Consider the following 13315-nt stretch of genomic DNA (forward strand, 5'->3'; position numbering starts at 1 on the left):
GAGTGTTTAACCAGATTAACATCGCAAAGCAGTAATATTCGCTGAATACATCGAAAAACACGCCATATGATATGTATGATTTTTAAACTAATGAAGCACAAGATATGCTCCGGAAGGACGAAAAATGCGTGAAATCACCACTCTCAGGTTATTTCACGCACAGTTTACAACATTTTTACAAGGTCAAACATTAACCACTACCAGGCTTTACCAGACGCGGGCAGCGATATCCACCACCAGTTTCAGTTTTTCCCACTGCTGCGCTTCGGTGAGACTGTTGCCCTCTTCCGTCGAGGCAAAACCGCACTGCGGGCTGAGGCAAATCTGATTGATATCCAAATATTCCGCCGCTTCCGCCAGACGCGCTTCAACGGTTTTGGCCGGCTCCAGCTCGCCGGATTTGGTGGTGATTAACCCCAGAACTGCCTGCTGATGGCCCTTTTTAATAAAGCGCAGAGGCTCGAAGCCGCCGGAACGCTCATTGTCATACTCAAGGAAGAAGGCATCGATATTTACACCGCCAAACAGGATCTCAGCCACCGGCTCGTAGCCACCTTCGGAAATCCAGGTGGAGCGGAAGTTACCGCGACACACGTGCAAACCAATCACCAGATCGTCCGGTTTACCGGCAATCGCTTTGTTCAGCACGTCCGCGTAAGTACGCGCTAACTCTTCTGGAGAATCGCCACGCTCGCGGATTTGCTGCTTCTGATCTTCCGAGCACAGATACGCCCAGACAGTATCGTCAAGTTGCAGATAGCGGCAACCGGCGTCATAAAATGCTTTAATGGCGTCGCGATAAACCTGTGCCAGATCGTTGAAATAGTCTTTCAGATCAGGATACGCCTCTTTGCTGATGGCATTACGGCCACCGCGGAAGTGCATCACGCTCGGGCTTGGGATAGTCATTTTCGGGACTGCGCTGCCGCTGATGCTTTTCAGAAAACGAAAATCGTCCAGCATCGGATGCGCATCAAAGCCGAGTTTACCTGTGACTTTAATGCTGCGTGCTTTGGTCTGTACGCCGTTGAACTGAATCCCCTGTACTGCGTCGTAACCTTCCACTCCGTCAAGCCCTTCGAAGAAATCGAAGTGCCACCATGCACGGCGGAACTCACCGTCAGTGACCACCTGCAAACCGGCTTCGCGCTGTAAATCCACCACGCGGCGGATTTCAGTATCTTCTACGGCACGCAGCTGCGCGGCATCGATCTCGCCAGCCTGAAACAGCTTACGCGCTTCTTTGATAGCCGCCGGGCGCAGGAAACTGCCGACCACGTCAGCACGGAACGGAGGGGTAGTACGTTGCATGAAAAACTCCTTAATGGCATCCCGTCGCAGACGAAATGCAAATGATTTACAAGGTAAATAATTGCGCCGCGTTACATGTAGACTTCTGGATGTCTAAATGGTTTTAAGGCGATACTGTCATGCCGGTTACTCACCGACAACAGAGGAATTTTCATGGGAGATGAAATAAATTCACGATCAAAAGCGGTGAGTTAATGAAGCAGCAAACAAAAAAAGCCCGACATGGAGAAATGCCGGGCTGGATAGAAAACAGCAATTTACGGTTTCACTGAAACTTTAGTGGTGTTATCGGAAGGAACTATCAGCTTCGGTGCCAGCGTAAAAATAAAGCGCGTGCCGACGCCGACTTCACTCATCACCTCGAGCCTGGCGTTGTGGTGGCTGAGCGCATGTTTGACGATCGCCAGCCCCAGTCCGCTGCCACCGGTCTGGCGGGAACGGGCTTTGTCGACACGATAGAAACGTTCAGTCAGACGCGGGAGATGCTGAGGTGCAATGCCCGGCCCGTTGTCGCTTATCTGGAACTGTGCGCCATGCGGCGTTTGCTGCCAGCTGACCTCAATTCGGGTGCCCGGCGGCGTATGATTGACCGCGTTATACACCAGATTCGACACCGCACTGCGTAGCTGATCCTCGTTGCCGAAGACCTTCAGCTTCTCGTTTACGCGAAACACAACTTCGTGCTGACCGCCACTCAGTGTCTGTACTTCGCGCTCCAGCATCCCGAGCATCACCGGAATATCGACTTTTTCGTGCAAATCCATATTGGCGGAGGCTTCGATTTTTGACAGCGTCAGGAGCTGCTTGACCAGCCCGTCCATGCGTCGCGTTTGCTCTTGCATAGTATCGAGCGCTTTAGTGCGAAACGGCTCTTCCAGCTTGGCATCTTCCATCATTTCCAGGTAGCCCTGCAAAACCGTCAGCGGGGTGCGAAGTTCATGGCTGACGTTGGCGAAGAAGTTACGCCGCGCGCCTTCCAGCTGGCGCATTTGCGTGACATCACGCGCCACCATCAGTAACTGCCCTTCGGAATAAGGCATCACGCGAAATTCGACGTAATGTTCATTATTGAGCTGAAGATTGAGTGCGCGGCTGAAATCACGCGCCTGGATCCAGGCGCGAAATTCCGGATAGCGCAGCAGGTTGAAGATGTGTTGCCCGTTATCTTCCGGCCAGCGGAAGCCGAGAAGCTCCTGCGCCAGACCGTTACACCAGAAAATATTGCCCTCTTCAGTGGTCAGCACCACTGCATCCGGCAACGATTCTGCACCGCTGCGAAAACGTTTAATGAGTTGCCCTAATTCACGGCGGCGACGGCGGTTTCGCATCTGCATCTGGTTCAGCCCGTAGAACAACGGCTCCCAGCTCCAGCGGCCATTTGGCGGGGTGATGCTGCGGTCAAGCCACAGCCAGTGTGAGAGTTTAAGCTGGTTATAATAGTTCCAGCCCAGCGCCGCCAGCAGAGACGCAAAGAGAAGCCAGCCAAAATGGCCGACAAAAATACCGAGAATGATCGCTGGCAGGCAAAACAGAAAAAATTCGCCGGCCAGCCGTTTCCATGACAAACGTTCTAACACACAGATTCTCCGCTGTGGGGACTAATAACGCGTTGAAAAACGGTATCCCGTGCCACGGACAGTCTGGATCATTCTGTCATGTCCACTGGTTTCCAGCGCTTTGCGTAAACGACGAATATGCACGTCTACCGTGCGATCTTCCACATAAACGTTAGTGCCCCAGACGTTATTGAGCAACTGTTCGCGGCTGTAAACGCGTTCGGAGTGGGTCATAAAGAAATGCAATAACTTGAACTCGGTCGGCCCCATGTCGAGCGCCTGCTCATTGGCCATCACGCGGTGAGAGGAAGGATCGAGCGTCAGACCCTGCATGTCGATCACCTCTTCCACCGCCATCGGTGAAATACGGCGCATCACAGCTTTAATACGGGCAACCAGTTCTTTAGGAGAAAACGGTTTAGTAATGTAATCATCGGCACCCACTTCGAGGCCACGCACCCGGTCCTCTTCTTCACCGCGTGCAGTCAGCATCATCACCGGAATTTCGCGGGTCAGGGCTTCACGTTTAAGATGTTTGATAAACTGGATCCCGGACCCTCCCGGTAACATCCAGTCGAGCAGGATAAGCTCAGGATAAGGCTCGACCAGTTGGCCAATCGCGGAATCAAAATCTTCAGCTTCTACTGCCTGATAGCCATTTTGTTCCAGTACAAAACACACCATTTCACGGATTGGAGCTTCGTCTTCAACCACCAATATACGTCTAGCCATCGTAGGTCCTGCCAATAGGTTAGCGATCTTTTATTTGATTGCGGGCGCCATTATGCGTCAGTTTTGTGACAGATTTATGAATAGAAAGGATGGTCTATTACACCGCACTTTGACAGCCATCTTGCTGAAATTCGCCTGATTTTTCTGGGGACATCGTCCCCCGACGGCGTTTATACTTTGCGCCATTGTTACCGTCTAGCGAATCACCGGGAGTTTCATGCGCCTGATCCACACTTCAGACTGGCACCTTGGCCAGTACTTCTTTACCAAAAGCCGCGCCGCCGAGCATCAGGCCTTTCTGCGCTGGCTGACGGAACAGGTGGAAACTCATCAGGTCGATGCCGTGATTGTGGCGGGCGATATTTTCGATACCGGCTCGCCACCAAGCTATGCGCGGGAATTGTATAACCGCTTCGTGGTGGAATTACAACACACCGGCTGCCAGCTGGTAGTGCTGGCCGGTAACCACGATTCGGTCGCCACGCTCAATGAATCGAAAGAACTACTTTCCTGCCTCAACACCCGCGTGATCGCTACCGTCGGTGAAGACTTGTCTGAGCAGGTTTTGGAATTAAATCATCGTGATGGCTCGCCCGGCGCAGTGCTTTGTGCGATCCCGTTCTTACGCCCGCGCGATTTGATAGCCAGCCAGGCCGGTCAGTCCGGCAGCGACAAGCAGCTGGCGTTGCAGGAAGCCATCGCTGCCCATTATGACGCTTTATATCAGGCGGCACAGGCGAAGCGCGACCAGCTCGGCGTCCCGCTGCCCATCATCGCCACCGGCCATCTGACCACCGTCGGCGTCAGCACCTCGGATTCCGTTCGCGACATTTATATAGGTACTCTCGATGCCTTTCCGGCACAGGCATTTCCGCCGGTCGATTACGTCGCACTCGGGCATATTCACCGCGCCCAGTGCGTGGCGAAAACCAACCATATCCGTTACAGCGGCTCGCCGATTGCGCTGAGTTTTGACGAACTCGGCAAAGCCAAAAGCGTATTTATGCTCGATTTTACGGGTGCAACGCTGAACAGCATCGAAACGCTGGAAATTCCGGTATTTCAGCCGATGCAGATGATCAAAGGCCCGCTGGCCGAAATAGAAAAACAACTGATGCAGTTCAGCGATGGCGATACCACCAAACCGGTCTGGCTGGATATAGAAGTCGCGACGCAGGATTACCTCAGCGACATTCAACGGCGGATCCAGGCGCTGACCGCTGAACTGCCGGTGGAAGTCGTACTGCTGCGCCGCAGTAAAGAACAGCGCATTAACAGCATTGAACAACAGGAAAAAGAAACCCTCAGCGAGCTGAGCGTGAGCGATGTCTTCGAGCGGCGGCTGTCGCTGGAAGCGGACACTGACGAACAGCGTCAGGCACGGATGCGCACGCTGTTTGCGCAGGTGGTCGATGAGGTCACCAGCGGTCATCACGCAGAGGACGCCACACAATGAAAATTCTCAGCCTGCGTTTAAAAAATCTAAACTCGCTGGAAGGCGAATGGAAAATCGACTTCACCGCTGAGCCTTTTGTCAGCAACGGATTATTCGCTATCACCGGCCCGACCGGCGCGGGAAAAACTACCCTGCTCGATGCCATCTGTCTGGCGCTGTATCACCAGACGCCGCGTCTGAACGTCACCCCCAGCCAGAACGAACTGATGACCCGCCACACCGCCGAATCACTGGCCGAAGTGGAATTTGAAGTGAAAGGCATTGGCTACCGTGCCTTCTGGAGCCAGCGCCGGGCGAAAAACTCACCGGACGGCAATTTACAGGCACCGAAAGTCGAGCTGGCATTGCTGGCGGACGGCAAAATTCTGGCGGATAAAGTACGCGATAAACTTGACACGATTGCCGAACTGACCGGGCTGGATTTTGGCCGTTTCACCAAATCGATGATGCTGTCACAGGGACAATTCGCCGCCTTTCTCAATGCCGATGCCAATGACCGCGCAGAATTGCTGGAAGAACTTACCGGCACGGAAATCTACGGCCTCCTGTCTGAACGCGTGTTCGAACAGCATAAAGAAGCGCGCGTAGCGCTCGACGGTTTACATCAGCGCATGGCTGGTATCGAACTGCTCAGCGAAGAACAGCGTCAGGCGCTGGAAACGCAGCTTAAAGAACTCAACGCGCAGGAAATCAGCCTTAGCCAGCGGGCGCAGCAGCGTCAGCAGGATCTTAACTGGCTGCAACACTGGCAGCAGGTGCAGCAAAAACATCAGCAATCAGTGCAACAGCTGGCAGCGACGGAGCAGGAAATGGCGCAGGCTGCGCCGCAGTTGCAGCAGCTTGCACTCAGCGAACCGGCGGAAAAACTCCGTTCACGTCTTAACGATCGCCAGCGCTGCCAGCAGGAAACACTGAATCTGCAACAGCAGACCGCGCAGCTGATCCAGCAGCAGGAACACCAGCTGGCGCAGATGACGCCGCTGAAGCAGGCCGCAGAACAGGCGCAAAGTGCGCGCCAGAAACAGGTGGAAGAACAGCGACAGCAGCAGACACTCATTGAAGAGCAAATCCTGCCGCTGGATAACAGCATCGCCCAGTGGCGGAAAGCGCAAACCGATACGCAACAGTCATTGAATGACGTACAGAAACAGGTCAGCGAGCAAAATCTCGCACTTGAACAGCTGACCGCCGAACGTCAGAAGCTTGAAGAGCAAAGCCGCCAGCACCAGACGCGGCACACTGCCCTGACCGAGGCGCTGACCGTGCAGCAACAACGTCAGGCAGCGCTGGAAAATCAGCATCCGCTGGCGGTGTTGCAGAAACGGCAGGCTGAACTGACACACCTGCGACCGGTACGCCAGCAGCTGTATTCGCTCGCGCAACTTTATCCTCCACTGAACCGCCGGGTGGTGCAGCAAAATGCCGATTTCACACAGATCCAGACGCAGGTCTTGCAGGAAGAACAGCGACTGGGCGCGATCCGTCTGCAATGTCAGAAGCAACTGGAACATCTCAATGACGTCAAAGCCCGCCTGAAAAGTGAAGAGCTGATCGTCAGCCTCACCGCCGAGCGCGCGAATCTGCAAAGTGGTAAGCCGTGCCCGTTGTGCGGGTCGACGTCGCATCCGTCGGTGGAAAGCTATCAGGACGTGAAACCGTCAGAAACCGCGCAGCGCGTCGAGAAAATGCAGGCCGAATTCGATACGGCAAAAACCAGCGGCATTGAGCTGGCGGCGAAGATTAAAAACCTGAAAGAGCAGCAGACGCGCCTGCAAACCCAGCTGGAGCAGGATCAGCAACAGCTGAATGCGCAACTCGAGAGCTGGCAGCAACTGAGCGCGCCGCTGAATCTGACCTTCGTATTGCAGGATACGGATGCCGTTCAGCAATGGCTGGCGGAACGCGATCGCGAAGAGCAACAGTCCCAGGATCTGCTGGGTGAGCATGAACAGCTGGCGCGGGCGTTGCAACAGGCGAAAGATGCACTGAATGATGCCGTGAATGAGCAGCAAAAAGTGCAGCAGCAGACTGCCCTGCTGACCGAACGCTTTACGCTTATCGGGCAAAGTCAGGTCAAACTTCAGGAACAGATGGAGCACTTGCAAAAGCAGTTTACCGAGGGTGAGAAAACGCTGGCAGAGCTGAATGCGCAGCGTCGCAGTCTGTTCGGCGATCGCCAGATTGCGCAGGTTCGCGAGCACTTACATCAGCAGCAACTGGCCGCAGAGAAAGCGGTCAGCGACGCAGCCGAAGCACTGAACAAAGCGCAGGAACAGCGCGATAAACTGGCCGGTCAGCTGGCCAGCACGCAGCAGCAACATCAGCAGGCTACGGAACGTCTGCAACAGGCTGAAAATGAGTGGCAACTGGCGCTGGCCGCCAGCGAATTCTCTGACGAAGAGGCGGTGAAACTCGCCCTGCTCGATGACGGGCTGCGTCAGCAACTCCAGCTGCAAAAAGAACGTCTGCAACAACAGCTGGCGAAGGCCCAGGCGCTGCTGAGTGATGCCGGTGCGACGCTGGAAGCTCACGGTCTGGCGCGCCCTGCGCATCTGCGCGAGAGCGAAATCGACCTCACCCAGCTCACCGCAGAACAGGCGACGCTGGCGCAACAGCTGAAAGCGTTACAGCAGCAGCTCGGTGAAGTCAGCAATCAACTGAAATTCGATAAAGAACGGCACAGCGGGCAACAGGCGTTGATCGGTCAGATTGCACAGACACAGCAGACCTGCGACGACTGGGGCTATCTCAACCAGATGATCGGCTCCAGCGACGGAGCGAAATTCCGCAAATTCGCACAGGGGCTGACACTGGATCATCTGGTGTATCTGGCGAACCGTCAGCTGGAAAAACTGCACGGCCGCTATCTGTTACAGCGTAAAACCAGCGACGCGCTGGAGTTACAGGTAGTCGATACCTGGCAGGCCGATGCGGTTCGCGATACCCGTACGCTCTCCGGCGGTGAGAGTTTCCTCGTGAGTCTGGCACTGGCGCTGGCGTTGTCCGATCTGGTCAGCGACAAAACCCGCATCGATTCGCTGTTCCTCGATGAAGGTTTCGGCACGCTTGACGCCGACACGCTGGACACCGCCCTCGACGCCCTAGACAGCCTGAACGCCTCCGGTAAAACCATCGGCGTGATAAGCCACGTCGAGGCCATGAAAGACCGCATTCCGGTGCAAATCAAAGTCACTAAAGTGAACGGGCTGGGCATCAGCCGCCTGAGCAGTGAATTTAAAGTCTGACCGCAAAGTCGCAGGGCAAGCCGCTAGCAATCATGCTATCGCCTTGCCCTGTGGTGGATCCTTTCTGTGAGCACCCGCACAAAAATCGCACCGTTGCAGTGCGCGCGCTCCTGACAACCTGATGAATATTCGGTTATTTCGTTAAACCGCCGATCTGGCACGCCCTGTGCTTAACGTTATGTATACAAGTTGCAGTACAAGCTGCACAGCCTGCATAACAGCCAAGGGGAACGCCGATGAAAAACGACAAACCTGAAATCCTTCCGTTCAATAAACAACGCCGTCAGATGATGAAATGGCTGGCGATCACCGGCGGTGTGATGACGCTGGGCGGAATGATCCCCACTACCGTTTTCGCCGCAGACGACGATGAAATTCGCATCGGCTACTGGCCAATCGTCGGCGGATTGCCGTTGTATGTCGCGCTCGAGCAGGGCTTTTTCAAAGAGGCCGGGCTGAACGTCAAAGGCGTCAAATTTGCCAGTGCACAGCAAATTGTCGAAGGGATGATCACCGGCAGGATCCACGGCTGTGCCAACGGCACGGCCACCGGCGCACTGGGGTTAGGCGCGATCACGTCGCCAGGCCTGTTCAAAATCATCTGCTCGAATCCCTCCAATCACACGCTGGTGTTAGATGAATTTCTGGTACCGCTGAACAGCACGGCGAAAACCATTGCCGATCTGAAAGGCAAGAAAATCGCCTGCGGGCCAGGCATCCAGAACGTCACCATGGCGAAAATCATTCTGGAGAAAAACGGGTTCACTAATCCGTCAGTAATCGAACTCCCCGTCGGTCAGCACGCCCCTGCCCTGGCCGCCGGGCAAATTGACGGCGTTTATACCCTGGAGCCGACCGGCACCGTCGGGCGTATGAAACACCTGTCGCGCACGCTGGAAACCGGCGTCATTTCCAAATACGTACTCGGTAACGCCGATGCCCCGTGGTTCGGCGGTGCAGCGGCGCTTAACGCCACTTTCATCCAAAATAATCCTGACGCCGCGAAAAAGTTTATCGCCGCCTATCAGAAAGCCGTGGAATTTATTGCGGCCAATCCTGACAAAGCGCGGGAAAACGTGGCGGGTTATACCAGTATCGAACCGGCGCTGGTGAAAGAAGTGCCACTGCCCGGCTTCGTGATGTATCCCGACCTAAAGGGCGACAACCTGCAATGGTTCCAGAAATTTTATGACGTCTTTACGGAAAGAAAAATCTTCAGCAAACCGGTGGATGTCGCTTCGCTGATATATCAGGGATAAGGGGAGTTAATATGACGTCACGTTGGTCTTCGAGATTATTGCCGCTGATTGGGCCGGTGCTGCTGTTTCTGTTCTGGCAACTGGCGGTAAGCGCCAAATGGCTGAATCCGGTGCTGCTGCCTTCGCCCGTCGAAACGCTGGGTTTCATGTTCCAGTCGTTTTCGGATGTCTCAATGCGCACTGACATCGGCGCGACGCTGTATCGCACACTGGTGGCCTTTGGCTTCGCGGCGGTGATTGGCGTCCCGCTCGGCGTGATTTTAGGCAGCAACGAAAAGGTGTATCGCAGCCTGGAGTTTCTGATCGACTTCTTCCGTTCGACGCCGTCATCGGCGCTGATCCCGCTGTTCATGCTGATTTTCGGCATCACTGACGCCAACAAAATCGCCATCGCCGCCTTTGCCGCTGTACTGGTCATCCTGTTCAACAGCGCCTACGGCGTAATGAATGCCAAGAAAACCCGCCTGATGGCGGCCAAAGTGATGGGTATTTCCCGCTGGCATATTTTCAAAGACATCCTGCTGATGGAAAGTCTGGCGCAGACGTTCGTCGGCCTGCGCACCGGTGTGTCGATCGCGCTGGTGATCGTTATCGTCGCCGAAATGTTTATTGGGTCGGAAACCGGCCTCGGGCATCGGATCATTGACGCGCAGCAGGTCTTCAATATCAAAGACATGTACGCCTCGATCCTTATCACCGGCGCACTGGGTTATTTACTGAATCTGGCTTTTTTGCTGATCGAGAAAAAAACCGTCCACTGGAGTAGCAAAGCATGACGCAACCTCTCTCGCTGAAACCGGATTACAAAGGCCCTCAGCTGCCGCAGTACGCCACGCGCCCGGATACCCATGTCACTATTCGCGGGCTGACTAAAGCCTTTGCCGGGCAGCCGTTGTATACGGATCTGAATCTGGATCTGCCGCGCGGCAAAATTGTGTCGATCTTCGGGCCGAACGGCTGCGGGAAATCTACTTTAATGAATATGATCGCCGGACTTATCCCGGTAGACAAAGGCGACATTCTTTTCGACGGCAAAACGCTGGCGCAGACGACTATCGGCTATGTGTTTCAAAACTACCGCGATGCGCTGTTTCCGTGGATGAGTGCACGTTCCAACATCGCCTATCCGCTGGTGCGCAAGGGCATGAGTAAGGCCGAGGTGAACGCCCGCGTCGATGAACTGACGCAGATGTTTGATATCCGCTTCGATCTCAAACGTTATCCGTACGAGCTTTCCGGCGGGCAGCAGCAAACCGTGTGCATCATGCGCGCACTGGCGACGCGGCCGGAAGTCATGTTCCTCGACGAGCCTTTCTCGGCGCTGGATTTCGAAATGACGCTATTTATTCGCGATAAATTGCAGGAAGTGCAGCTGGCGACCGGCGTCACTATGCTGATTGTCTCTCACGATCTGGAGGATGCGGTATTTCTGGCGGATGAAATCTTACTGCTCTCGCGACGCCCGACGCAGGTGGCGGAAATCGTCCCCTTCGATCTCCCCCGCCCGCGCGGTTCAGAAATCATGAGCCACCCGGAATTTATCCGCGTGAAGGCGCATACGCTGGAAGTGTTTAAGCGGGAGATGGCGCTCTGACTGAAAGAACGGGCGCGGTATTTTTGCAAATTCCGCGCCCGAGACTTTCTCAGAGAATTAAAAACGATTAAAGCGCAAACCTCGACTGCGGCCACAGCCATGCCGCACCGCGTACGCCGCTGGAATCGCCGTGAACGGCTTTGAGGATCGGCGTTTCGCATTCGCCGCCAAACACCCATTGCTTCACCAGCAGCGGAACGGTGTCATACAGGCGATCGACATTGCTCATGCCACCGCCGAGCACAATCGCGTCGGGATCGAGAATATTCACCACGTTTGCCAGTGCTTTCGCCAGACGACGTTCATAACGCCCCAGCGCCAGCTCCGCTGTTTCATCGCCCTGTTCCACCCGCGTGATAATCTCTGGCCCTTTCAGGCGCTGGCCGGACAGACGGAAATAATCTTCCGCAAAACCCGTGCCCGAAACGAACGTCTCGACGCAGCCTGATTTTCCGCAATAACACGGCACTTCGCTGGCAAACAGCCTTTCCTCTTCATCCTGCCACGGCAGCGGATTGTGGCCCCATTCACCGGCATTGCCGTTACCACCCGCGTGCGCAGCACCGTGCAGCGCCACACCGGAACCGCAGCCGGTGCCGATGATCACCGCAAACACCGTATTACGGCCTGCGCCAGCGCCGTCGGTGGCTTCAGACACCGCCAGACAGTTGGCGTCGTTGGCAATGTGCACTTCGCGGTTGAGCAGCAGCGCCAGATCTTCATCCAGCTGCTGGCCGTTGAGCCATACCGAATTTGAATTTTTCACTTTACCGGTGAACGGAGAAAGCGTGCCGGGAATACCCAGACCGACGCTGCCACGCTGGCCGGTGGCCTTCTCTGCATCCAGCACCAGTCCTTCAATCGCTTTCAGCGTGCGTTCGTAATCATTCCTTGGCGTGTCCACGCGTTTACGAAACAGCTCGCGGCCTTCGTCGGATAACGCGATGACTTCTATTTTTGTGCCACCTAAATCAATGCCAATTCGCACGTTTTCTTCTCCTGTCACATCGGGTAGGGTCAGTTTTTTATCATTAATCCAGTTTAGAAGCCTGAAGCGGCAACCACCAGAATAAGGTGTTATGCAATGTTTCGCACAGGGGCGATTTCTTAACGACGGCTGACGCCCAATTGGGTATCATGCCGCCCTGTATTCATTTAATCAGCGTACCACGAGTGCGCCGGGACAGGGATAACGCCATGTTATGGTTTAAGAATTTGTTGGTATACCGTTTGAGCCGTGAAGTTTCGTTATCTGCTGACGAAATGGAAAAACAGCTCAGCGCTTTCACCTTTACCCCGTGCGGCAGCCAGGACATGGCGAAAACCGGCTGGGTTTCACCGATGGGTTCCCACGGTGGCGACGCGCTGACTCACGTCAACTGCGGCCAGATCCTCATCTGCGCCCGTAAAGAAGAAAAAATTCTGCCTTCTCCGGTGATCAAGCAGGAGTTACAGGCCAAGATCGACCAGCTCGAAGGTGAACAGCATCGCAAGCTGAAGAAAACCGAAAAAGATTCCCTGAAAGATGAAGTGCTGCACAGCCTGATGCCACGCGCCTTCAGCCGCTACAGCCAGACCTTCATGTGGATCGACACCGTTAACGGCCTGATTATGGTCGATGCTGCCAGCGCCAAGAAAGCAGAAGATATGCTGGCACTGCTGCGCAAAAGCCTCGGCTCGCTGCCGGTGGTGCCGCTGACCATGGAAAGCCCGATCGAACTGACGCTGACCGAATGGGTGCGTTCAGGCGTTACCCCAGCCGGTTTCACGTTGCAGGACGAAGCTGAGCTGAAAGCGATTCTGGAAGAAGGCGGCGTGATCCGCTGTAAAAAACAGGCGCTGGTCAGTGACGAAATCGCCACGCACATTGAAAATGGCAAACTGGTAACCAAACTGGCGGTGGACTGGCAAGAACGTATCGCCGTGGTGCTGGCCGATGACGGCAGCATCAAGCGTCTGAAATTCAGCGATGTGATCCGCGATCAAAACGAAGATATCGACCGCGAAGATTTCGCTGGTCGCTTCGATGCGGATTTCATCCTGATGACCGGTGAACTGGCAGCGCTGATTCAAAACCTGATCGAAGCGCTGGGCGGCGAAGCCCAAAAATAACCGGCAAACTCCGGATGTAAAAAAGGCGCTCATTGGCGCCTTTTCTATTG

Annotated in this window: 10 protein-coding genes; 6 read left to right on the forward strand and 4 right to left on the reverse strand. The window is 54.9% G+C overall.

Annotated features, from left to right (window positions below):
• Positions 1–207: 207 nt before the first annotated feature.
• The 3 genes from AC0Z7K_RS14035 to phoB all read right to left on the reverse strand — a co-directional run bounded on the left by AC0Z7K_RS14035 (position 208) and on the right by phoB (position 3599).
• Positions 208–1311: a cobalamin-independent methionine synthase II family protein gene (locus tag AC0Z7K_RS14035; RefSeq protein WP_485614923.1), complete on the reverse strand. Its 1104-nt coding sequence runs from the start codon at positions 1309–1311 to the stop codon at positions 208–210.
• Between the two features lie 257 nt (positions 1312–1568).
• The gene (gene phoR, locus AC0Z7K_RS14040) at positions 1569–2888 is read right to left on the reverse strand and encodes a phosphate regulon sensor histidine kinase PhoR (RefSeq protein WP_485614924.1); all 1320 of its coding nucleotides are present in this window, start codon (positions 2886–2888) and stop codon (positions 1569–1571) included.
• Between the two features lie 21 nt (positions 2889–2909).
• Positions 2910–3599 (reverse strand): phosphate response regulator transcription factor PhoB, encoded by a 690-nt coding sequence (gene phoB / locus AC0Z7K_RS14045; RefSeq protein WP_112164277.1) that lies wholly within the window; start codon positions 3597–3599, stop codon positions 2910–2912.
• Between the two features lie 217 nt (positions 3600–3816).
• On the opposite strand from phoB, the gene sbcD reads away from it, so the two are divergent.
• The 5 genes from sbcD (at position 3817) to AC0Z7K_RS14070 (ending at position 11153) form a co-directional block, all read left to right on the forward strand.
• Complete coding sequence (gene sbcD, locus AC0Z7K_RS14050; RefSeq protein ID WP_485614925.1) at positions 3817–5055, forward strand: exonuclease subunit SbcD; 1239 nt, start codon at positions 3817–3819, stop codon at positions 5053–5055.
• The gene (gene sbcC / locus AC0Z7K_RS14055) at positions 5052–8300 is read left to right on the forward strand and encodes an exonuclease subunit SbcC (RefSeq protein ID WP_485614926.1); all 3249 of its coding nucleotides are present in this window, start codon (positions 5052–5054) and stop codon (positions 8298–8300) included. Before sbcD ends, sbcC begins: the two co-directional genes overlap by 4 nt.
• 236 nt (positions 8301–8536) lie before the next feature.
• Positions 8537–9559, forward strand: coding sequence for an ABC transporter substrate-binding protein (locus tag AC0Z7K_RS14060; RefSeq protein WP_413528048.1), 1023 nt, complete (start codon positions 8537–8539; stop codon positions 9557–9559).
• Between the two features lie 11 nt (positions 9560–9570).
• Complete coding sequence (locus AC0Z7K_RS14065) at positions 9571–10335, forward strand: ABC transporter permease (RefSeq protein WP_112164273.1); 765 nt, start codon at positions 9571–9573, stop codon at positions 10333–10335.
• The gene (locus tag AC0Z7K_RS14070; protein WP_485614927.1) at positions 10332–11153 is read left to right on the forward strand and encodes an ABC transporter ATP-binding protein; all 822 of its coding nucleotides are present in this window, start codon (positions 10332–10334) and stop codon (positions 11151–11153) included. The genes AC0Z7K_RS14065 and AC0Z7K_RS14070 overlap by 4 nt, the downstream gene beginning before the upstream one ends.
• Before the next feature lie 67 nt (positions 11154–11220).
• Here AC0Z7K_RS14070 and mak read toward each other — a convergent pair whose 3' ends face one another.
• Positions 11221–12141 (reverse strand): fructokinase, encoded by a 921-nt coding sequence (mak, locus tag AC0Z7K_RS14075; RefSeq protein ID WP_485614928.1) that lies wholly within the window; start codon positions 12139–12141, stop codon positions 11221–11223.
• Between the two features lie 209 nt (positions 12142–12350).
• On the opposite strand from mak, the gene rdgC reads away from it, so the two are divergent.
• The gene (gene rdgC, locus AC0Z7K_RS14080; protein WP_485614929.1) at positions 12351–13265 is read left to right on the forward strand and encodes a recombination-associated protein RdgC; all 915 of its coding nucleotides are present in this window, start codon (positions 12351–12353) and stop codon (positions 13263–13265) included.
• Positions 13266–13315: the final 50 nt, after the last annotated feature.

Source organism: Rahnella sp. 1L-D-7-B-C2 (assembly GCF_057290995.1).

What these genes read in the sequence shown, in the direction of transcription:
- AC0Z7K_RS14035 (WP_485614923.1), bottom strand. Translation starts at nt 1,311, where the DNA reads ATGCAACGTACTACCCCTCCGTTCCGTGCTGACGTGGTCGGCAGTTTC.
- AC0Z7K_RS14065 (WP_112164273.1), top strand. Translation starts at nt 9,571, where the DNA reads ATGACGTCACGTTGGTCTTCGAGATTATTGCCGCTGATTGGGCCGGTG.
- phoB (WP_112164277.1), bottom strand. Translation starts at nt 3,599, where the DNA reads ATGGCTAGACGTATATTGGTGGTTGAAGACGAAGCTCCAATCCGTGAA.
- rdgC (WP_485614929.1), top strand. Translation starts at nt 12,351, where the DNA reads ATGTTATGGTTTAAGAATTTGTTGGTATACCGTTTGAGCCGTGAAGTT.
- sbcC (WP_485614926.1), top strand. Translation starts at nt 5,052, where the DNA reads ATGAAAATTCTCAGCCTGCGTTTAAAAAATCTAAACTCGCTGGAAGGC.
- sbcD (WP_485614925.1), top strand. Translation starts at nt 3,817, where the DNA reads ATGCGCCTGATCCACACTTCAGACTGGCACCTTGGCCAGTACTTCTTT.
- AC0Z7K_RS14060 (WP_413528048.1), top strand. Translation starts at nt 8,537, where the DNA reads ATGAAAAACGACAAACCTGAAATCCTTCCGTTCAATAAACAACGCCGT.
- AC0Z7K_RS14070 (WP_485614927.1), top strand. Translation starts at nt 10,332, where the DNA reads ATGACGCAACCTCTCTCGCTGAAACCGGATTACAAAGGCCCTCAGCTG.